A 20,849-nucleotide genomic window follows, 5' to 3' on the forward strand; every position below is an offset into this window, starting at 1 on the left:
GATGTTGTGGGTCAGTTCCAGTGCCCGAGCGAGACGCATAAAAAAATCCGATGCCAGTACAGGCATCGGATTTTGATTTCTTGCGGCCAAAGGTCAAGCGAGAAGGCTTAACTGATCGGCATTAGCCCGAAGGCGGTGTCTTTTTCAGCGCTAGATCAAGAGGCAATCATCTGCCGCAACACGTAATGCAGAATCCCTCCCGCCTTGAAGTACTCCACCTCATTGAGCGTATCGATCCGGCACAACACCTCGATTTTCTCGCGGCTGCCGTCTTCGCGGGTGATCACCAGCGTCAGGTTCATCCGTGGAGATAATTCGACGCCGGTCAAGCCGAGGATGTCCAGGGTTTCGCTGCCGCCCAGGTTCAGGCTCTTGCGGTTCTGATCCAGCTTGAATTGCAACGGCAGCACGCCCATGCCCACCAGGTTGGAGCGGTGGATGCGTTCGAAGCTTTCGGCGATGACCGCTTTGACCCCCAGCAGATTGGTGCCTTTGGCCGCCCAGTCGCGGCTCGATCCGGTGCCGTATTCCTGGCCGGCGATCACCACCAGCGGCGTGCCCGAAGCCTGATAGCGCATGGCGGCGTCGTAGATCGGCATTTTCTCCCCGGTGGGAATGTAGCGGGTGTTGCCGCCTTCTTCGCCGCCGAGCATTTCGTTGCGTATGCGGATATTGGCGAAGGTGCCGCGCATCATCACTTCATGGTTGCCCCGTCGCGAACCGTAGGAGTTGAAGTCCCGCGGCTCCACGCCTTTGTCTCGCAGGTATTGCCCGGCCGGGCTGTCGGCCTTGATGTTACCGGCCGGGGAGATGTGGTCGGTGGTCACCGAGTCGCCGAGCAACGCGAGAATGTTCGCTGCGCAGACATCCTTGACCACGGGCGGCGGGCCGCCGATGCCGTCGAAGAACGGTGGGTGCTGGATGTAGGTCGAATCGTCCTGCCAGACATAGGTCGCCGCCTGCGGGACCTTGATCGCCTGCCATTGTTCGTCACCGGCAAACACTTCGGCGTATTCCTTGTGGAACATGGCGGTGTTGACCTGATTGACCGCCTCGGCAATTTCCTTGCTGCTTGGCCAGATGTCGCGCAGGTATACCGGTTTGCCATCCTTGTCCTCGCCCAACGGCTCGCGACTGAGATCAGTGCGCACCGTGCCGGCCAGCGCGTAGGCCACCACCAGCGGCGGGGAGGCCAGCCAATTGGTTTTCACCAGGGGATGCACCCGGCCTTCGAAGTTGCGATTGCCCGAGAGCACCGAAGCCACGGTGAGGTCGGCTTGCTGGACGGCTTTCTCGATGGGCTCCGGCAGCGGTCCGGAGTTGCCGATGCAGGTGGTGCAGCCGTAGCCGACCAGGGCAAACCCCAATTCGTCGAGGTATTGGGTCAGGCCGGCCGCCTTATAGTAGTCGGTGACCACTTTCGAGCCGGGGGCCAGCGAGCTCTTCACCCAGGGTTTGCGTTTCAGGCCTTTTTCCACGGCCTTCTTCGCCACCAGCCCGGCCGCCATCATCACGCTGGGGTTGGAGGTGTTGGTGCAGGAGGTGATCGCGGCGATGACCACAGCGCCGTTTTTCAGGCGATAGGTCTGGCCTTCGTATTCGTAATCCGCTTCGCCGGCCATATCGGCATTGCCGACGGCGACACCGCCACCGCCTTCACTTTCCAGGCGACCTTCTTCCTTGCTGGTGGGTTTGAACTGCAGGTCGATGAAGTCACTGAACGCTTGCGCGACGTTTGGCAGCGAAACCCGGTCCTGTGGACGTTTTGGTCCGGCGAGGCTGGCTTCGACGCTGCCCATGTCCAGCGCCAGGCTGTCGGTGAACACCGGTTCCTGGCCGGGCAGGCGCCACAGGCCCTGGGCCTTGCTGTAGGCCTCGACCAGTTGCACCGTTTCGAGGGGCCGGCCTGAGAGGCGCAAGTATTCCAGGGTGACGTCGTCCACCGGGAAGAAACCGCAGGTGGCGCCGTATTCCGGGGCCATGTTGGCGATGGTCGCGCGGTCGGCCAGCGGCAGGTCGGCGAGGCCGTCGCCGTAAAATTCGACGAACTTGCCCACCACGCCTTTCTTGCGCAGCATCTGGGTCACGGTCAGCACCAGGTCGGTGGCGGTGATGCCTTCCTTGAGCTTGCCGGTGAGTTTGAAGCCGATCACTTCCGGAATCAGCATCGACACCGGTTGCCCGAGCATCGCCGCTTCCGCCTCGATACCGCCGACACCCCAGCCAAGCACGCCGAGGCCGTTGATCATGGTGGTGTGGGAGTCGGTGCCGACCAGGGTGTCGGGGAAGGCATAGGTGCGGCCGTCCTCGTCCTTGGTCCAGACCGTGCGGCCGAGGTATTCCAGATTCACCTGGTGGCAGATCCCGGTGCCCGGCGGCACCACGCTGAAGTTGTCGAAGGCACTCTGGCCCCAGCGCAGGAACGCATAACGCTCGCCATTGCGCTGCATCTCAATGTCGACGTTCTGCTCGAAGGCGCTGCTGCTGGCGAACTTGTCGACCATCACCGAGTGGTCGATCACCAGGTCCACCGGCGACAGCGGGTTGATCCGCTGCGGATCGCCGCCGGCCTTGGCCATCGCTGCGCGCATGGCAGCCAGGTCGACCACCGCCGGTACGCCGGTGAAGTCCTGCATCAGCACCCGTGCGGGGCGGTACTGGATTTCGCGGTCGGAGCGACGCTCCTTGAGCCACGCGGCAATTGCCTTGAGGTCGGCGCCGGTGACGGTTTTTTCATCTTCCCAGCGCAGCAGGTTTTCCAGCAGGACTTTCAACGACATCGGCAACTTGTCCAGCTCACCCAGGCTCCTGGCGGCATCGGGCAGGCTGAAGTAGTGGTAGGTCTTGTTACCGACTTGCAGGGTCTTGAGCGTTTTCAGGCTATCGAGGGACGGCATTACGATCACTCCTTTGAGTCCGCACGGCTACGGACTGAGGGGACGGGCAGAGCATTAAACCTAGCCCTGTTTTCGGTAGCTGGCTAATAACTGGACTCTATGGACAGACCCCAGGTTCCGAACTCGGCTATCATGCGCGGGTTTTCGTGACAGGCTTTGCTTCAACGCAAGCCTGGGCATCGCGCAGTGGCCGAAATTCCTCGCCATTGCCCAGGAGTAAGAATGAACACCCTATTCATGCATTGCCGGCCGGGCTTCGAAGGCGAAGTCTGTTCCGAGATTTCCGACCTCGCCGCGCGCTTGAACGTGGCCGGATATGCCAAGGCCAAGGCGGCAACTGCCTGCGCCGAATTCGTCTGCACCGAAGAAGACGGCGCCGAGCGCCTGATGCGCGGGCAGCGTTTCGCCGAGCTGATCTTCCCGCGCCAGTGGGCCCGGGGGATTTTCATCGATCTGCCGGAAACCGACCGCATCAGCGTGATCCTCGATCATATGGCGGACTTTCCGCTGTGCGGCAGCCTGTGGCTGGAAATGGTCGACACCAACGACGGCAAGGAACTGTCGAACTTCTGCAAGAAATTCGAAGTGCACCTGCGCAAGGCGCTGATGGCCGCCGGCAAGCTGGTGGAAGATGCGCACAAGCCGCGTCTGTTGCTGACCTTCAAGAGCGGTCGCGAAGTGTTCATGGGCCTGGCCGAGTCGAACAACTCGGCGATGTGGCCGATGGGCATTCCGCGTTTGAAATTCCCCCGCGAGGCGCCGAGCCGCTCGACCCTCAAGCTGGAAGAGGCCTGGCACCACTTCATCCCGCGTGACCAGTGGGACGAGCGTTTGCACGGCGACATGACTGGCGTTGACCTGGGAGCCGCTCCTGGTGGCTGGACCTGGCAACTGGTCAATCGCGGCATGCTGGTGACCGCCATCGACAACGGCCCGATGGCCGAAAGCCTGATGGACACGGGGCTGGTGCAGCACTTGATGGCTGACGGTTTCACCTTCAAGCCCAAGCAACCGGTGGACTGGATGGTTTGCGACATCGTCGAAAAGCCGGCACGCAACGCCGCGATGCTGGAAGAGTGGATCGGCGACGGCCATTGCCGCGAGGCGGTGGTCAACCTCAAGCTGCCGATGAAGCAGCGCTATGCCGAGGTGAAGCGTTTGCTCGAGCGCATTGCCGATGGCTTCAAGGCGCGGGGCATCAAGGTCGAGATCGGCTGCAAGCAGCTGTACCACGACCGCGAGGAAGTGACCTGCCATTTGCGTCGGTTGGACGTGAAGAAGCCGAAATCCCGCTGATACACGCGGCCCAATGTGGGAGCGGGCTTGCTCGCGAAGGCGTCCTGTCAGTCGACATCAACGTTGCTGACACACCGCTTTCGCGAGCAAGCCCGCTCCCATAGGTCAGTGCCAATCCCGCAACGGCGGCGATATGCCACAGGTGACCGAACACCCGGCAATGCGCGACAATGCCGGCCAGTTTCAGGAGTTAATCATGAGTGAAATGCTTGATACGCCGGTAGACGGCACCCTCGACGCCACCGGCCTCAACTGCCCGGAGCCGGTGATGATGCTGCACCAGCACATTCGTGACCTGGTGCCCGGCGGCCTGCTCAAGGTGATCGCCACCGACCCGTCGACCCGTCGTGACATTCCCAAATTCTGCGTGTTTCTTGACCACGAACTGGTGGCGCAGCACGAAGAGGCGGGCACCTACCTCTACTGGATTCGCAAGAAGTCCGGCTGATCCCACCCCGGGATACACCGCAATACCTGTAGGAGCCGGCTTGCCGGCGATGGACTCAAGTGCGCCGCGTTTATCCGGTTTACACGCGTTATCGTTAACGAGCATCGCTGGCAAGCCAGCTCCTACAAGAAACCGCGTCCTGGTCGAAAACGAAGTGACCTGCAAACCGTGAAAGCCCAAAAAAAAGACCTGCAAAAGCAGGTCTTTTTTTTGTGCAGTCAACCCGCCGGGCGGCTGTTACGAATCCGCCGGCGCGCACTGAGCGTCAGGCGGATCGACAGCATCAGCGCCGCACAGCTCAAGCCGGCAATCAGCCCTTCCCACAGCCCGCTCGGGCCACTGGCCGGACCGAACCAGTCGGTCAGTCCCAGCAAGTAACCGACTGGCAGGCCGATGCCCCAATAGGCGAACAAGGTCAGGATCATCGTCACCCGGGTGTCCTGGTAGCCACGCAACGCGCCTGCGCAGATCACCTGGATGGCATCGGAAAACTGATACAGCGCGGCATACACAATCAGCATCGACGCAATCTGGATCACGGCCTGGTCAGGCGTGTAGATCGAGGCGATTTGTTCGCGCAGCAGCAGGATCAGGCTCGCCGAGAACGCGGCGAACACCAGTGCCGCGCCGAGTCCGACTTTCGCCGCGAAGCGCGCCTGCCAGGGATTGCCGGCCCCCAGTGCCTGACCGACCCGCACCGTTACCGCCATGCCCAGCGAGTAAGGAATCATGAACAGCAGCGAGCTGATATTCAGGGCGATCTGATGCCCGGCCACCACGGTAGAGCCGAGACTGCCGATCAACAGGGCGATGACCGCGAAGATGCTGGACTCGGCGAAGACGGCGATACCGATCGGCAGGCCAATGCTGACCAGACGCTTGATCACGGCCCATTTCGGCCGGTCGAAGCGCACCAGTACACGGGTGCGGGCATAGAAGGGGGCCCAGAACGTCCAGCCGGCCATGCTCAGCGCCATGAACCACATCACGATGCCGCTGGCCCAGCCGCAACCGACGCCGCCCAGGGCCGGTGCGCCGAAATGGCCGTAGATCAACGTGTAGTTCAGCGGGATGTTCAGCAGCAGGCCACACAAGCCAATGACCATGCTCGGACGGGTTCGACCCATGCCATCGCTATAGCAGCGCAGTACGTAATAAAAAGCCATGCCCGGAAAACCGAAGGCGATCCCGTGCAGGTAACCCATGCTCGGCTCGATCAATTGCGGATCGACTTTCATCCAGTGCAGGATCGGCTCGGCGCTGAGCAGCAGGCCACTGCCGATCAACCCGACACACAGTGCCAGCCACAGCGCCTGGCGTACCAGCGGGCCGATTTCGTCAAACTGCCCGGCGCCAAAGCGTTGCGCGACCTTGGGTGTGGTTGCCAGCAGGACGCCAGACATCAACAGGTAGACCGGAATCCAGATCGAGTTGCCCAGGGCGACCGAGGCCAGGTCCCTTGGACTGACGCGCCCGGCCATCACCGCATCGACGAAGCCCATGGCCGTGGTGGCCAGTTGCGCGATCATGATGGGCAGGGCCAGGCCGAGCAGGCCCTTGAGTTCCAGGCGTACGGGTGTTGTCCGCGCAGGAGCAGTGGCGACGGTATTCTCGATTACAGGATTCAATGGCGAAACGTCCAAAAGGTGTTGAAGCACAGGCGCGCATTCTACGCGTTGACGCGCCAGTCAGGAAAAGACCCGTGTTGTGGATTTGTAATCATCCACCCGATTGTGTGCCGATCATTATTGTGGCGAGGGGGCTTGCCCCCGTTGGGCCGCGCAGCGGCCCCAAATCGTCCACCGCATTCTTCCAGGCGCACCGTGCAGACTGAGTTTGCGACTGCTTCGCAGCCGAACGGGGGCAAGCCCCCTCGCCACAAGGGACGCGCAATGCTTACTGGCTCACAACGGCCATCTACGCCTACACTGCCGATCCGCCAAAGGAGCCTGCCATGCTGATTGTTGCCGACGAAAATATCCCCCTGCTCGATGCGTTCTTTGAAGGCTTCGGTGAAATCCGCCGGGTGCCGGGACGCGCCATCGACCGTGCCATGGTCGAGCAGGCCGATGTGCTGTTGGTGCGTTCGGTGACCAACGTCAATCGCGCGCTGCTCGAAGGCAGCAAGGTGCGCTTTGTCGGAACCTGCACCATCGGCACCGATCATCTGGACCTGGATTACTTTCAGCAGGTCGGCATCACCTGGTCCAGCGCACCGGGCTGCAATGCCCGCGGCGTGGTCGACTATGTGCTCGGCAGCCTGTTGACCCTGGCCGAAATCGAAGGTGTCGACCTGACCCGGCGTACCTACGGCGTGGTCGGCGCCGGCGAGGTGGGCGGACGGCTGATCAAGGTCCTGCAAGGGCTGGGCTGGAAGGTGCTGGTGTGCGATCCACCACGACAAGCCGCTGAAGGCGGGGACTACGTCAGCCTTGAACAGATCGTCGAGCAATGCGACGTCATCAGCCTGCACACGCCGTTGACCAAGCAGGGTCAACAATCGACCTGGCATTTGTTCGATGAAAAACGTCTGAATCAGCTCAAGCCCGGTGCCTGGCTGATCAATGCCAGTCGCGGGCCGGTGGTCAACAACGCGGCGCTGCGCGATGTGCTGCTGGAGCGCGAAGACCTGCAAGCGGTGCTCGATGTCTGGGAAGGCGAGCCTGAAGTCGACGTAGCGCTGGCCGAGCTGTGCGTGCTGGCAACGCCGCACATTGCCGGTTACAGCCTCGACGGCAAGCAGCGCGGGACCGCGCAGATTTATCAGGCGTATTGCGATTTCCTCGGGCAACCGGCCCGCGTCAGCCTGAGCGATTTGCTGCCGGCACCGTGGCTGTCGCACGTGACCCTCAATGCGCAAAGCGACCCGGCCTGGGCGTTGGCGATGCTGTGTCGTGGCGTGTATGACCCGCGTCGTGACGATGCGGATTTCCGTCGCAGCCTGGTCGGCAGTGTCAGCGAGCAGCGTGCGGCATTCGATGTGCTGCGCAAGCAATATCCGTCGCGCCGGGAGATCGACGGGCTGCAGGTGCGGATCGAGGGGGATGCGCCTGAGTTGCAGAGGATTGTGGCGGCGTTGGGGGCGACGGCCATCTGATAGACCCTGGTGGCCCCTTCGCGAGCAAGCCCGCTCCCACAGGGGATTTGTGGTGCATGAAGATCCAGTGTGGGAGCGGGCTTGCTCGCGAAGGGCGCGCCACGGTTCCGAATTGGAAAAGCAGGCATAAAAAACCCGGCCAACAATGGGCCGGGTCAAGAAGACGGTGGCTATATCACTCTTGTTCGGCAGGCTTGACCAATCGCTTTTCCAGTTCGCTGCAAGCTTTCTGGATCATCTCTTCAGTGATCGGTACTTCGCGACCCTGCTCGTCAATAATCGAGCAACCCAGAGACTGGTCTGGTTGCGTGCGGATCACTTGAATCTTGTCATCGCTGCTGTGTTGCAAGGACATGGCCTGTCTCCTCATCAGGTTGTGTGCTTACTGTAGAACCGCCAGGTGACCGGGCTATGACAACTCCCTGCGATCTTTCCGGGGGACACATCCAGTCCAGCAGAAATGCCTTCGCGTGGCTACCCGAACTTTAGACCAATAGCGTCTAGCCTCTAGTGTTGGTGGACATAATTAACCTGACTCATTGTGATTTGCAGCGAGCCACCCCATTGAGCGGTATAGGCTGACCCTAATGACTGCTTTGTCCTGGAAAATTGCGATGCTCTCTGCCCGTCACCGCCGTGCTGTTCGCCTGGCCATTCGTTTCATCGCTCCGTATCGCTGGCAGGCCTTTGGCGCCTTGCTGGCGCTGATCGTCACCGCGGGCATCACCTTGTCGATGGGGCAGGGCATCCGCCTGCTGGTGGACAAGGGGTTCATGACCCAGTCACCGCACCTGCTCAATCAGTCCATCGCGCTGTTCATGTTGCTGGTGGTGGGGCTGGCGATCGGTACGTTTGCACGGTTTTACCTGGTGTCGTGGATCGGCGAGCGCTGCGTGGCGGATATCCGGCGCCAGGTGTTCAATCATCTGATTTACCTGCACCCGGGGTTTTACGAAGACAATCGCAGCTCGGAAATCCAGTCCCGCCTGACCGCCGATACCACGCTGCTGCAATCGGTCATCGGATCTTCCCTGTCGTTGTTCCTGCGCAATCTGTTGATGGTGATCGGCGGGATTGTCCTGTTGTTCATCACCAACCCCAAGCTCACCAGTATCGTGGTGGTGGCCTTGCCCTTGGTGATCGCACCGATCCTGATCTTCGGACGCCGGGTGCGTAACCTCTCGCGCCTGAGTCAGGACCGGATTGCCGATATCGGCAGCTATGTGTCGGAAACCCTGGGGCAGATCAAGACCGTGCAGGCCTACAACCATCAGGCCCAGGACGAGCAACGGTTTGCCGTGACGGTGGAGGAGGCATTCAACACTGCGCGCAAACGCATCTTCCAGCGGGCCTGGCTGATTACCCTGGTGATCGTGCTGGTATTGGGCGCGGTCGGGGTGATGCTCTGGGTTGGCGGCATGGACGTCATCGCCGGGCGAATTTCCGCCGGCGAGTTGGCGGCGTTCGTGTTCTACAGCCTGATCGTCGGCAGTGCGTTCGGCACGTTGAGCGAAGTGATCGGCGAATTGCAGCGGGCAGCCGGCGCGGCCGAGCGGATTGCCGAGTTGCTGCGTTCGGAAAACATCATCCTGCCGCCGGTGACCGGCACGGTGACATTGCCGGACCGGGTCGACGGCCACCTGCAACTGCAAAATGTGCGTTTTTCCTACCCGTCGCGACCGGAAAGTTATGCCGTCGACGGCTTGAGCCTGACCGTCAATGCCGGTGAGACCCTGGCGCTGGTCGGGCCATCAGGGGCCGGCAAATCGACGGTGTATGACTTGCTGCTGCGTTTTTATGACCCGGCCGAGGGGCACATCCTGCTCGATGGCGTGCCATTGACTCAGCTCGACCCGCTGGACCTGCGCCGCTGCTTCGCCCTGGTCTCGCAAACACCGGCGCTGTTTTTCGGCAGCATCGAAGAAAACATCCGCTACGGCAATCCGCAGGCGACCCTGGCCGAGGTACAGGAAGCGGCAAAGATCGCTTATGCCCATGACTTCATCGAAGCCATGCCCAACGGTTACCAGACGCATCTGGGGGACGGCGGTCTCGGTTTGTCCGGTGGCCAGCGCCAGCGCCTGGCCATCGCCCGGGCGCTTCTGGTGGACGCGCCGATCCTGCTCCTCGACGAAGCCACCAGCGCCCTCGACGCCCAGAGTGAACACCTGATCCAGCAGGCACTGCCGAGCCTGATGAAAAACCGTACCACCCTGGTCATCGCCCATCGCCTGGCCACGGTGAAAAACGCCGACCGGATCGCCGTGATGGATCAAGGGAAGCTGGTGGCGGTGGGCACGCATCAGGAACTGATCGCCAGCAATGCGTTGTATGCGCGGTTGGCGGCGTTGCAGTTCAGTGATGGGAATGAAGCGGCGTGAATGACTACATGATGAATGTTGCCCGGTTCGGGCATTATGTCGTCCACTGTCATGAGCCCGGATGAGGATATGAGCCGTTATCAACCACCGTTGACCTTGACGACGAAAATGTTGTCGCTGATCGCCGATATCAGCGAACAGATCGGTCAGCTTACGGCGATGGACGAACGCCTGCAGACACCTCAGTTGCGTCGTGGCAATCGGATTCGAACGATTCAGGCTTCTTTGGCCATCGAAAACAATACGCTGAGCATCGAGCAAGTGACCGCCGTTCTGGCAGGGCAGCGTGTGCTGGGGTTGCCTCGGGAAATCCAGGAAGTTCGAAATGCGTTTGCTGCATACGAAGCCATGCCTGATTGGCAGCCGAGCAGCCGGACCGATTTGCTGCGAGCCCGTGAACTGCTGATGGGCGGATTGATTGATGAATGCGGGCAGTTTCGTCGAGCCGGTGTGGGTATCTATCGTGGCGACAAGTTGATCCATATGGCGCCGCCACCGAGTCGCGTAGTGCACTTGATTGATGACTTGCTGGCGTGGCTTGGTGCCTCGGACTGGCATCCGCTGATTACCAGCTGCGTCTTTCATTATGAGTTCGAATTCATCCATCCCTTCGCTGACGGTAACGGACGCATGGGACGCCTTTGGCAAACCCTGATTCTCAGTCAGTGGCGCCCGGTATTGTCTTACTTACCGGTTGAGGCGGTGATTCGGGATCAGCAGGAGGCATACTACGCTGCATTGTCGGTGGCTGATCATTTGGCCGAATCAACGCCTTTCGTAGAGTTCATGTTGCAAGCCATGAGCGTTGCACTATCGGAGGCAGTACGGGGTGAGCCAGAAATCGACCTAGTAAGCGACCTAGTAAGCGACCCAGTAGAGAAGTTGCTTTCCATACTGCATCTTAATGGTCCGCGAAAGATCAGCGAATTGATGGCTGAGATCGGATTGGTGCACAAGGCGACCTTTCGGGCTAACTATCTCAGGCCTGCATTAGCGGTCGCATGGATAGAAATGACCCATCCCGAATCGCCAAGCAGTCCGGCACAAAAGTATCGCCTGACCCAGCTTGGAAAACAGGTCTTCGCACGGCTCAAGCCGGCAAAGAAATTCTGAGCATTAAAAAAGCCCGCATCTGTGATGCGGGCTTTTTTTGTGGATCGATTTGAATCATTGATCGTCGAAGTACCGCTCATGCCAATCCACGATCGGTTGTGGCGAATTGAGCTTCTGGCCGTAGATCACCGAATATGACAGCACGTTTTGCACGTACTGGCGGGTTTCGTCGAACGGGATGCTTTCCACCCACACGTCGAAACTCAGGTGGTCCGCGCCGCGCAGCCATTGGCGGACGCGGCCGGGGCCGGCGTTGTAGGCGGCGGAGGCGAGGACGCGGTTGCCGTTGAACTGGCTGTGCACCTGGCTCAGGTAGGCGGCACCGAGCTGGATGTTCTTGTCCGGATCCAGCAGCTGTTGTGGCGAGCTATAGGGGATGCTGAACTTGCGTGCGGTTTCCTTGGCGGTGGCGGGCATCAGTTGCATCAGGCCCGAAGCGCCGACCCCTGAGCGTGCGTCGTCCATGAATGCGCTTTCCTGGCGGGTGATGGCGAACGCCCAGCTCGGATGCAGGCCGCGGTTCTTCGCTTCACGGACCAGGGTCTCGCGGTGAGCCATCGGGAAGCGGATGTCCAGGTCATCCCAATACTGCGCCTGACTGATGGTGCGGATCGCCGGGAAGTACCATTTCAGGTCGTAGGCCAGTTTGGCCTGGGCGACCATTTCGTCGCGGCTGAAGTGGCGGCTGACGTAGTACCACTCGCGCCGGCCATCGACGATCTGCCCACGGGCGTGCAGTTCCAGGGCGCGGCGCACGCCGGGCGTGTTGCGCACCTTGTTGATGGTGGCCTGGCTGAGCGCCAGCGGTTTGTTGAGCAGCGAGTAGGGCGACTGCGAGCGGTCGGCGGCGAGGAAACCATAGAAGTCGCGTTCGCGGGCGAGGCTTTTGTAGAGTGTCTGCGCTTCCGGATTCTGCGGTTGCGCCAGTTCCAGGCTGCGGGCCTGCCAGTAGCGCCAGCGGTTGGTGGTGGCCAGGTCCTGGGGCAGGCGGCGGGTCAACTGATAGGCATCGTCCCAGCGTGCCAGGCGCAGGAGCAGGCGCAAGCGCCATTCGGAAACGGTGTTGTCGCGCAGTTCGGGGTCGTATTTGGTCATGACATCCAGTGCGCGACCGTCGAAACGTCGTGCGAGGGTCAGGCCGATTTCCCGGGCGATCGCCACTTTTTCATCCCGGGAGAAGTGCATGCTGTTGGCATAACCGTCGAGCAGGTCCATGGCCTTGTCCGGGTCCTGGCGAGCCAGGCGGCGCAGGCCCAGGCTGACCACGTCGGACATGGCTTCATCGGCCGGGGTGAAGCGTGACGGCTGGTTGAGCAGTTCCGGTTTCTGCGCGACGTCCACCAGCAAGCGACCGCGAGGGGCGAGAGTGGTCATGCCGTTGACCAGGCTGTTGGCCAGCGGGTAATTGCGCGCCTGGGCGGCGAGTTTGGCGCGCTCCCAGCGTTTTTGCTCGGTCAACTGGCCATCGGCGGCCCACATGCCGAACAGGGCGTCACAGGCGTCGGGTTGGGATTTGCCGGTCAGCCAGAGCTTTTCGGTGTTGGCGTAACCTTCGGACTTGAGGTTGTGGCTGATCTGGTACTGCGCATTCAGGCAATCCAGTTCGGTGAAGTTCATTTTCGGGTCGTAATACTTGACGAAGGTCGCCCAGTCGCCCCGATCCGCCAGCCAGCGCAACCAGCGCAGTTTCATCCAGTTGGCCTGGGGCAGGTCGCCGTGTTCGGCGAGGAATTTCTCGATTTCGGCGTTGCTCGCGGTTTTCAGGCGCGCGGTCAGCTCGTCGTAAGCCAGGTAAGGTTCCAGCGGATAATCGGCGAGGGCCTGGCTGTAACGGAAATACGGGCCACTGTCGCCCTTGGCCAAGGCGCGTTTGGCTTCATCGTAATACTGGCGTTGGGTGGACAGGTCCACCGCCTGGGCGGATTGAACGGCAGCGGCAGACAGTAAAAAAGCAGACAAAAGATTGAAAAGGCGACTGCGCATGAGACATCCGTGCAGAGAAATCATGACAAGTGCGGGCCAGGGCCCGCACTGAATTGTCTGTAGCTTAGCCTTTTGCCAGCAGCCGGCGAAAGCTTTGCGGGTCTTCCCGCTTCAGTTCGCAACATTTGTCATTCAGAGTGCTACGACAGTGAAATTGCCGGCCTTCTGAAGCCTCAAGTCAGGTAGAATGCGCGCCCGGTTTTTGGAGAAGCTCATGACCCTGCTCAAATTCAGCGATGTGTCCCTTGCTTTCGGCGCTATGCCGTTGTTGGACAAGGTGTCCTGGCAGATCGCCCGTGGTGAGCGGGTGTGCATCATCGGCCGCAATGGCACTGGCAAGTCCAGCATGATGAAGCTCGTCAAGGGCGACCAGAAGCCCGATGACGGCTCCGTTTGGCGCGCACCCGGGCTCAAGATCGGCGAATTGCCGCAAGAATTGCCGGTAGCCGACGAGCGGACCGTGTTCGACGTAGTAGCCGAAGGCCTGGACGGTGTCGGTGCATTGCTCGCCCAATATCACCACCTGAGCCAGAACTGCGTCACCGATGCCGACCTGGACAAACTGATGCACGTCCAGCACGACCTCGAAGCCCGTGACGGCTGGCGCTTGCAGACCCTGGTCGACAGCACCCTCAGCCGCCTGCAACTGCCGGCCGACAAGACCCTCGCCGAATTGTCCGGCGGCTGGCGTCGGCGCGTCCTGCTGGCCCAGGCCCTGGTGTCCGAGCCGGACCTGCTGCTGCTCGACGAACCAACCAACCACCTGGACATCGGTGCCATCGCCTGGCTTGAAGAAGCGCTGAAGGATTTCCAGGGCGCCGTGCTGTTCATCACGCACGACCGTTCTTTCCTGCAGAACCTGGCCACCCGCATCCTCGAACTGGATCGCGGCGGCCTGATCGACTGGAACGGCGACTACGCCAGTTTCCTCGTGCACAAGGAAGCTGAACTCGCTGCCGAAGCCACTGCCAACGCGCTGTTCGACAAACGCCTGGCCCAGGAAGAAGTGTGGATTCGCCAGGGCATCAAGGCCCGCCGTACCCGTAACGAAGGCCGCGTACGCGCACTGAAAGCCTTGCGCGTCGAGCGTAGCGAGCGTCGCGAGCGCACCGGCAAGGCCAATATTCAGCTGGATACCGCCGACAAGTCCGGCAAGCAGGTGATGGTGCTCGAGGACGTGAGTTTCGCTCACCCGGGCGGGCCGTTCCTGATCAAGGACTTCTCCATGGTGCTGCAGCGCGGCGACCGTATCGGTCTGCTGGGTGCCAACGGTACCGGCAAGACCACGCTGTTGAAGCTGATGCTCAGCGGCTTGCAGCCGACCAGCGGCAAAGTGGAAGAGGGCACGCGGATCGATGTCGCCTACTTCGACCAGTTGCGCCATCAGCTGGACCTGGAAAAGACCGTGATCGACAACGTCGCCGAAGGTCGCGACTTCATCGATATCGACGGCCAGAGCCGCCACGTGCTGAGCTACCTCGGCGACTTCCTGTTCAGCCCGCAGCGTGCGCGCACGCCGGTCAAGGCACTGTCCGGTGGCGAGCGTGCCCGTCTGTTGCTGGCCAAGCTGTTCAGCAAACCGGCGAACCTGCTGGTACTCGACGAACCGACCAACGACCTCGACGTCGAAACCCTCGAACTGCTCGAAGAGGTCCTGCTGACCTTCAACGGCACCGTACTGATGGTCAGCCACGACCGGGCATTCCTCGACAACGTGGTCACCAGCACCCTGGTCTTTGAAGGCGAAGGCAAGGTTCGCGAGTACGTCGGTGGCTATCAGGACTGGCTGCGTCAGGGCGGCTCGCCGCGCCTGCTGGGCGTGACTGAGAGCAAGTCCGGCAAGGCTGACCTGAACTCCGCGGTGGTGAAGGCCGAGCCTGCGCCGGTTGCGGCAGTCGTCGAAGCACCGGCGGCGAAGAAAAAGCTCAGCTACAAGTTGCAGCGCGAGCTGGAAGCGTTGCCGGGGCAGATTGAAGCCATGGAGCAGCAGATCGCTGCTGTTGAAGCGCAGATGGCGGATGCCGGTTTCTACCTGCGTCCTGCTGCCGAAACCGCTGCGGTGATCGCCCAGCTGTCGCAGTTGCAGGCTGAACTCGACGTCATGGTCGAGCGTTGGGCCGAACTGGATGCCTGATTGATCGTGCGATAAAAAAGCCCGGCGCTCAGTGATGAGCGCCGGGTTTTTCGTATGCAATGCGATCTGCTGGTTGAAATGGATTCCCTGTAGGAGCGAGCTTGCTCGCGATGAACCTGAGTGCATCGCGGGGTGTCAGGCTTACATCGTCTTCGTTGACGACCATCGCGAGCAAGCTCGCTCCTACAGTGACTTTGTAATGTCAGCTTTTGGTTTGCAGGCGCACCGCAAGCACATCGCAAGGCGCACCATGCAGCACGTCATTGGCGGTAGAGCCCAGCAGCAGTGCCAGGCCGTGCCGGCCATGGCTGCCCACCACGATCAGGTCGCAGGTTTGCTCCTTGGCCAGGTGGTGGATCTCCTGGCGTGGCTGGCCGTAGGTCAGGTGGCTGTATTCCTTGGAGAGCTCCGGGTATTTCAGGATCAAGCGATCAAGGCGCTCCTTGGCCTGATCGAACTGCTGTTGTTGCAGTTGTGACAGGTCCATTGGCACGTCGCCGCCGAAGGCCATCGCCATCGGCTCGACAATGTGCACCAGCGACAATTTCGCACCGTTGCTCACCGACAGTTCGCGAGCGCGGTGAATCACAGGGTCGCACTCTTCGGTCAGATCTACAGCGACCAGAATATGGTTGTAGGGCATGAGGTGCTCCTCCTGAGGATTGCAATATTGGTAAGTATGGCTGGTTTCAAGCGCATTGGTTCCAAAGTGACACAATGGGCTCATCAAGAATCGGGAGTACAGATATGACGGTCTGGATAGTGGTGTCAATCCTGTTGGTGGTACTCAGCCCGCTGGCATGGTTGCGCCCGTCGCGAGTTCAGAGCGGGCGCATAGCCTTGCGGATGGAGGCCCGACGCATCGGCCTGGCCATGCAACTGGCGCCCCAGGAATGGCCGCACTGGCTGAGCCAGGAGCCGCCGAGTCCCTGCGCCCAGTACCATCGCCCGCGACGTGGCAATCAGCCGGCGTGCTGGAGTTACTGGCAAAAATCACCGGGTATCTGGGTGAACCAGTGGCAGGAAATCTGTGAAGATCAGGTGCTGCTCAATCATTTCGAAAAATTGCCGGACAATGTCTACAAGGTTGAGGCCGACAAGCAAATGATCGCCTTGTATTGGGGCGAGAAGGGCGAGGCCGAGGTTTTGCAACACATCGATGTCACCCTCAAGGCGCTGGCCTGAACCCGATCCCCTGTAGGAGCGAGCCTGCTCGCGATGGTCGTCAACGATGACGCTGGCAACCTGACACTCCGCGGCGTCCTCAGGTTCATCGCGAGCAAGCTCACTCCTACAGGTTTTCATGCAGGCAATAAAAAGCCCGACAAGATCATCGGGCGGGATGGCCAGGCAGGCCGGTAAAACGGTGTGGGCTGATCTTACGCTGGGCATTCGCCAAAAGCGTTCACAATTTTCCCCTTGGTTCCGCCAGCGTAGCTCGTTAAACACGGGCTGCAGCGATTTAGGGCGACATTTCTAATAATTGATTCTATGAATGACCTCGCATGCTTCGGCGTGTTTAAGGTCTTCGCAGTACGGATATGACCGGAAAGTCGCGTTTCAACCCGTGTTTCAGGCGATTGACAATTGTCGGAAATTCCGTGAAGGTGACGTACCCAAATCAAACGGGCGTATGAATTGAGCGTTTGTATTTCAGACCGCTCCTACAGAATCCCGACTATCGCGTTGGCGGGTGTGCCGGGTGGATAGGCGTAGCATCGACGATTAACGTCCCTGCCATGCCATTCGCCTGCGTCCGACGTGTACTGTTCAGCTTCCATATCGTGGAGATCAGTTGATGATTTACGAAGGTAAAGCCATCACGGTTAAGGCTCTTGAAAGTGGCATCGTCGAACTGAAGTTCGACCTCAAGGGTGAGTCCGTCAACAAGTTCAACCGTCTAACCCTGAACGAACTGCGTCAGGCCGTAGACACCATCAAGGCAGATGCTTCGATCAAGGGCGTGATCGTCAGCAGTGGCAAGGACGTGTTCATCGTCGGCGCCGACATCACCGAATTTGTCGACAACTTCAAGCTGCCGGATGCAGAACTTGTTGCTGGCAACCTCGAAGCCAACAAGATTTTCAGCGATTTCGAAGACCTCAACGTCCCGACTGTAGCTGCGATCAACGGCATCGCACTGGGTGGTGGTTTCGAAATGTGCCTGGCCGCAGACTTCCGAGTCATGTCGGCCACTGCCAAAATCGGCCTGCCAGAAGTCAAGCTGGGCATCTACCCAGGTTTCGGCGGCACCGTACGCCTGCCGCGCCTGATCGGGGCCGACAACGCCATCGAGTGGATCGCCGCCGGTAAGGAAAACCGTGCTGAAGACGCGCTGAAAGTCGGTGCCGTCGACGCCGTGGTTGCCCCGGACAAACTGGCCGAAGCTGCACTGAGCCTGATCAAGGGCGCCATCAGCGGCGAATTTGACTACAAGGCCAAGCGTCAGCCGAAGCTGGAAAAACTCAAGCTCAACGCCATCGAACAAATGATGTCGTTCGAAACCGCCAAGGGTTTCGTGGCTGGCCAGGCCGGCCCGAACTACCCGGCGCCGGTTGAAGCGATCAAGACCATCCAGAAAGCTGCGAACTTCGGTCGCGACAAGGCGCTGGAAATCGAAGCCGCCGGTTTCGTCAAACTGGCCAAGACCTCTGCCGCGCAGAGCTTGATCGGTCTGTTCCTGAACGATCAGGAGCTGAAGAAAAAGGCCAAGGCCTACGACGAAATCGCCAAGGACGTGAAGCAGGCCGCCGTACTGGGCGCCGGCATCATGGGTGGCGGTATCGCCTATCAGTCGGCTTCCAAAGGCACGCCGATCCTGATGAAGGACATCAACGAGCACGGTATCGAGCAGGGTCTGGCCGAAGCCGCCAAACTGCTGGTTGGCCGCGTTGATAAAGGTCGCATGACCGCCGCGAAGATGGCTGAAGTGCTCAACGGCATTCGTCCTACCCTGTCGTACGGTGACTTCGGTCACGTGGACCTGGTGGTGGAAGCGGTCGTCGAGAACCCGAAGGTCAAGCAAGCGGTACTGGCTGAAGTGGAAGATAAGGTCAAGGAGGACACCATCCTGGCGTCCAATACCTCGACCATTTCCATCACCTTGCTGGCCAAGGCCCTCAAGCGTCCGGAAAACTTCGTCGGCATGCACTTCTTCAACCCGGTGCACATGATGCCGCTGGTGGAAGTGATCCGTGGCGAGAAGTCCAGCGAGCTGGCTGTTGCCACCACCGTTGCCTACGCCAAGAAAATGGGCAAGAACCCGATCGTCGTCAACGACTGCCCGGGCTTCCTGGTCAACCGCGTGCTGTTCCCGTACTTTGGCGGTTTCGCCAAGCTGGTCAGCGCCGGTGTGGACTTCGTCCGCATCGACAAGATCATGGAAAAATTCGGCTGGCCAATGGGGCCGGCGTACCTGATGGACGTGGTCGGCATCGACACCGGCCACCACGGTCGTGACGTGATGGCTGAAGGCTTCCCGGACCGCATGAAGGACGACCGTCGCTCGGCCGTCGACGTGCTCTACGAAGCCAAGCGCCTGGGCCAGAAGAACGGCAAGGGCTTCTATGCCTACGAGACCGACAAGAAAGGCAAGCAGAAGAAAGTGGCCGATCCTTCGGTGCTCGAAGTGCTCAAGCCGATCGTTTACGAGCAGCGCGAAGTCACCGACGAAGACATCATCAACTGGATGATGATCCCGCTGTGCCTGGAAACCGTGCGTTGCCTGGAAGACGGCATTGTCGAAACCGCTGCCGAAGCCGACATGGGTCTGGTCTACGGTATTGGTTTCCCTCCATTCCGTGGCGGTGCGCTGCGTTACATCGACTCGATCGGTGTGGCAGAGTTCGTTGCCCTGGCTGACCAGTACGCTGATTTGGGCGCGCTGTACCACCCGACCGCGAAGCTGCGCGAAATGGCCAAGAACGGCCAGAGCTTCTTCGGTTAAGCGCCCCCAACTAGAGTGAGAGTGAACTTATGAGCTTGAATCCTAGAGACGTCGTGATTGTCGACTTCGGTCGTACTCCGATGGGCCGCTCCAAGGGCGGCATGCACCGCAACACCCGCGCCGAAGACATGTCGGCGCACCTGATCAGCAAACTGCTGGAACGTAACGTCAAGGTCGACCCGAGCGAAGTCGAAGACGTGATCTGGGGCTGCGTCAACCAGACCCTGGAGCAGGGCTGGAACATCGCGCGCATGGCGTCGCTGATGACCCAGATCCCGCACACGTCGGCCGGCCAGACCGTCAGCCGCCTGTGTGGCTCGTCGATGAGCGCGCTGCACACTGCCGCGCAAGCGATCATGACCGGCAACGGTGACGTATTCGTGGTTGGTGGCGTCGAGCATATGGGGCACGTGAGCATGATGCACGGTGTCGATCCGAACCCGCACATGTCGCTGTACGCGGCGAAAGCCTCGGGCATGATGGGCCTGACCGCGGAAATGCTGGGCAAGATGCACGGCATCACTCGCGAGCAACAGGACGCTTTCGGCGTGCGCTCCCACCAACTCGCCCACAAGGCGACCGTGGAAGGCAAGTTCAAGGACGAAATCATCCCGATGCAGGGCTACGACGAGAATGGTTTCCTGAAAACCTTCGACTACGACGAAACCATTCGTCCGGAAACCACCCTGGAAAGCCTGGCGGCTCTCAAGCCAGCGTTCAATCCGAAGGGCGGCACCGTGACAGCCGGTACCTCGTCGCAGATCACCGATGGTGCTTCGTGCATGATCGTGATGTCGGCGCAGCGTGCACAGGACCTGGGTATCCAGCCTATGGCGGTGATTCGTTCGATGGCAGTGGCAGGTGTGGATCCGGCAATCATGGGCTATGGTCCAGTACCGGCCACACAAAAAGCATTGAAGCGCGCGGGTCTTGGCATCTCCGACATCGACTTCTTCGAGCTCAACGAAGCTTTCGCCGCACAGGCCCTGCCAGTGCTGAAAGATCTGAAAGTGCTCGACAAGATGAACGAGAAGGTTAACCTGCACGGCGGCGCGATCGCCCTGGGCCACCCGTTCGGTTGCTCCGGTGCGCGTATCTCCGGCACTTTGCTCAATGTGATGAAGCAAAATGGCGGCACCTTCGGGGTGGCCACCATGTGCATTGGTCTCGGCCAGGGCATCTCCACCGTCTTCGAACGCGTTTAAGCGTCTCGTTGATGGAAGCCGGGGCCAAGTGCCCCGGTTTTTGTTTTTCCGGATTTATTTTTGTTTTTATTTTGAAAGAATTTGAGTGAGGGCCAAAGCATGCCGATACAACCTGGGCTCTACCAACATTACAAAGGTCCGCAGTACCGCGTATTCAGTGTTGCGCGGCATTCGGAAACCGAAGAAGAAGTGGTCTTCTACCAAGCCCTGTATGGCGATTACGGCTTTTGGGTGCGTCCCTTGAGCATGTTCCTGGAGTCCGTCGAAGTTGACGGCGAACAGGTGCCACGCTTTGCTTTGGTGCAGGCCGAAGAAAGCCTTTTTACCAAGCCATAAGCTGAGTTCGCGC

At 60.3% G+C, this 20,849-nt stretch carries 15 protein-coding genes; 10 read left to right on the forward strand and 5 right to left on the reverse strand.

Features of this window, described 5'->3' with window-relative positions; translation table 11 throughout:
- Window positions 1-155: 155 nt before the first annotated feature.
- Window positions 156-2,897: an aconitate hydratase AcnA gene (gene acnA / locus KGA88_RS21745; protein ID WP_110662218.1), complete on the reverse strand. Its 2,742-nt coding sequence runs from the start codon at window positions 2,895-2,897 to the stop codon at window positions 156-158.
- Window positions 2,898-3,119: 222 nt separating this feature from the next.
- Between acnA and rlmM the strand changes: the two genes are divergently transcribed.
- Window positions 3,120-4,193 carry a 23S rRNA (cytidine(2498)-2'-O)-methyltransferase RlmM gene (rlmM, locus tag KGA88_RS21750; RefSeq protein ID WP_008001592.1) on the forward strand — a complete coding sequence of 358 codons (1,074 nt, stop codon included), beginning with the start codon at window positions 3,120-3,122 and terminating at the stop codon, window positions 4,191-4,193.
- Window positions 4,194-4,389: 196 nt separating this feature from the next.
- Window positions 4,390-4,641, forward strand: coding sequence for a sulfurtransferase TusA (gene tusA, locus KGA88_RS21755; RefSeq protein ID WP_007987255.1), 252 nt, complete (start codon window positions 4,390-4,392; stop codon window positions 4,639-4,641).
- A gap of 218 nt (window positions 4,642-4,859) precedes the next feature.
- Here the strand turns inward: tusA and KGA88_RS21760 are convergent, their stop codons facing one another.
- The gene (locus KGA88_RS21760; protein WP_223594212.1) at window positions 4,860-6,269 is read right to left on the reverse strand and encodes an MATE family efflux transporter; all 1,410 of its coding nucleotides are present in this window, start codon (window positions 6,267-6,269) and stop codon (window positions 4,860-4,862) included.
- A gap of 326 nt (window positions 6,270-6,595) precedes the next feature.
- Here KGA88_RS21760 and pdxB point away from each other — a divergent pair, with 326 nt between their 5' ends.
- A complete protein-coding gene (pdxB, locus tag KGA88_RS21765; protein ID WP_223594213.1) occupies window positions 6,596-7,738 on the forward strand; it encodes a 4-phosphoerythronate dehydrogenase PdxB in 1,143 nt (380 codons plus the stop codon).
- Between the two features lie 175 nt (window positions 7,739-7,913).
- Here pdxB and KGA88_RS21770 read toward each other — a convergent pair whose 3' ends face one another.
- Window positions 7,914-8,093 (reverse strand): PA1571 family protein, encoded by a 180-nt coding sequence (locus KGA88_RS21770; protein WP_007974065.1) that lies wholly within the window; start codon window positions 8,091-8,093, stop codon window positions 7,914-7,916.
- A 232-nt stretch (window positions 8,094-8,325) separates the two neighbouring features.
- Here KGA88_RS21770 and KGA88_RS21775 point away from each other — a divergent pair, with 232 nt between their 5' ends.
- Complete coding sequence (locus KGA88_RS21775) at window positions 8,326-10,119, forward strand: ABC transporter transmembrane domain-containing protein (RefSeq protein WP_223594214.1); 1,794 nt, start codon at window positions 8,326-8,328, stop codon at window positions 10,117-10,119.
- A 69-nt stretch (window positions 10,120-10,188) separates the two neighbouring features.
- Window positions 10,189-11,232: a Fic family protein gene (locus KGA88_RS21780; RefSeq protein WP_223594215.1), complete on the forward strand. Its 1,044-nt coding sequence runs from the start codon at window positions 10,189-10,191 to the stop codon at window positions 11,230-11,232.
- Between the two features lie 54 nt (window positions 11,233-11,286).
- On the opposite strand, the gene KGA88_RS21785 is transcribed toward KGA88_RS21780, so the two are convergent.
- Window positions 11,287-13,215: a transglycosylase SLT domain-containing protein gene (locus KGA88_RS21785; protein ID WP_223594218.1), complete on the reverse strand. Its 1,929-nt coding sequence runs from the start codon at window positions 13,213-13,215 to the stop codon at window positions 11,287-11,289.
- Between the two features lie 214 nt (window positions 13,216-13,429).
- Between KGA88_RS21785 and KGA88_RS21790 the strand changes: the two genes are divergently transcribed.
- Window positions 13,430-15,349, forward strand: a complete 1,920-nt coding sequence (locus KGA88_RS21790; protein ID WP_223594220.1) for an ATP-binding cassette domain-containing protein — start codon at window positions 13,430-13,432, stop codon at window positions 15,347-15,349.
- 202 nt (window positions 15,350-15,551) lie between these two features.
- Here KGA88_RS21790 and KGA88_RS21795 read toward each other — a convergent pair whose 3' ends face one another.
- A complete protein-coding gene (locus KGA88_RS21795; protein WP_015095958.1) occupies window positions 15,552-15,992 on the reverse strand; it encodes a universal stress protein in 441 nt (146 codons plus the stop codon).
- 104 nt (window positions 15,993-16,096) lie between these two features.
- Here KGA88_RS21795 and KGA88_RS21800 point away from each other — a divergent pair, with 104 nt between their 5' ends.
- From KGA88_RS21800 to KGA88_RS21820, 4 genes are all read left to right on the forward strand, one after another.
- On the forward strand, window positions 16,097-16,534 hold the full coding sequence (locus KGA88_RS21800; RefSeq protein ID WP_110658440.1) for a hypothetical protein: 438 nt from the start codon (window positions 16,097-16,099) through the stop codon (window positions 16,532-16,534).
- Between the two features lie 613 nt (window positions 16,535-17,147).
- The gene (gene fadB, locus KGA88_RS21810; protein ID WP_110658441.1) at window positions 17,148-19,295 is read left to right on the forward strand and encodes a fatty acid oxidation complex subunit alpha FadB; all 2,148 of its coding nucleotides are present in this window, start codon (window positions 17,148-17,150) and stop codon (window positions 19,293-19,295) included.
- Window positions 19,296-19,324: 29 nt separating this feature from the next.
- Window positions 19,325-20,500 (forward strand): acetyl-CoA C-acyltransferase FadA, encoded by a 1,176-nt coding sequence (gene fadA, locus KGA88_RS21815; protein ID WP_007974051.1) that lies wholly within the window; start codon window positions 19,325-19,327, stop codon window positions 20,498-20,500.
- A gap of 99 nt (window positions 20,501-20,599) precedes the next feature.
- The gene (locus tag KGA88_RS21820) at window positions 20,600-20,836 is read left to right on the forward strand and encodes a DUF1653 domain-containing protein (RefSeq protein WP_007986363.1); all 237 of its coding nucleotides are present in this window, start codon (window positions 20,600-20,602) and stop codon (window positions 20,834-20,836) included.
- Window positions 20,837-20,849: the final 13 nt, after the last annotated feature.

This window comes from Pseudomonas sp. A-R-19, assembly GCF_019956575.1.
GTDB lineage: Bacteria > Pseudomonadota > Gammaproteobacteria > Pseudomonadales > Pseudomonadaceae > Aquipseudomonas.

Bases quoted from the DNA above. Each gene is read 5' to 3' on its own strand.
- acnA (WP_110662218.1), bottom strand. From the start codon at position 2,897: ATGCCGTCCCTCGATAGCCTGAAAACGCTCAAGACCCTGCAAGTCGGT.
- rlmM (WP_008001592.1), top strand. From the start codon at position 3,120: ATGAACACCCTATTCATGCATTGCCGGCCGGGCTTCGAAGGCGAAGTC.
- tusA (WP_007987255.1), top strand. From the start codon at position 4,390: ATGAGTGAAATGCTTGATACGCCGGTAGACGGCACCCTCGACGCCACC.
- pdxB (WP_223594213.1), top strand. From the start codon at position 6,596: ATGCTGATTGTTGCCGACGAAAATATCCCCCTGCTCGATGCGTTCTTT.
- KGA88_RS21770 (WP_007974065.1), bottom strand. From the start codon at position 8,093: ATGTCCTTGCAACACAGCAGCGATGACAAGATTCAAGTGATCCGCACG.
- KGA88_RS21775 (WP_223594214.1), top strand. From the start codon at position 8,326: ATGACTGCTTTGTCCTGGAAAATTGCGATGCTCTCTGCCCGTCACCGC.
- KGA88_RS21780 (WP_223594215.1), top strand. From the start codon at position 10,189: ATGAGCCGTTATCAACCACCGTTGACCTTGACGACGAAAATGTTGTCG.
- KGA88_RS21785 (WP_223594218.1), bottom strand. From the start codon at position 13,215: ATGCGCAGTCGCCTTTTCAATCTTTTGTCTGCTTTTTTACTGTCTGCC.
- KGA88_RS21790 (WP_223594220.1), top strand. From the start codon at position 13,430: ATGACCCTGCTCAAATTCAGCGATGTGTCCCTTGCTTTCGGCGCTATG.
- KGA88_RS21795 (WP_015095958.1), bottom strand. From the start codon at position 15,992: ATGCCCTACAACCATATTCTGGTCGCTGTAGATCTGACCGAAGAGTGC.
- KGA88_RS21800 (WP_110658440.1), top strand. From the start codon at position 16,097: ATGACGGTCTGGATAGTGGTGTCAATCCTGTTGGTGGTACTCAGCCCG.
- fadB (WP_110658441.1), top strand. From the start codon at position 17,148: ATGATTTACGAAGGTAAAGCCATCACGGTTAAGGCTCTTGAAAGTGGC.
- fadA (WP_007974051.1), top strand. From the start codon at position 19,325: ATGAGCTTGAATCCTAGAGACGTCGTGATTGTCGACTTCGGTCGTACT.
- KGA88_RS21820 (WP_007986363.1), top strand. From the start codon at position 20,600: ATGCCGATACAACCTGGGCTCTACCAACATTACAAAGGTCCGCAGTAC.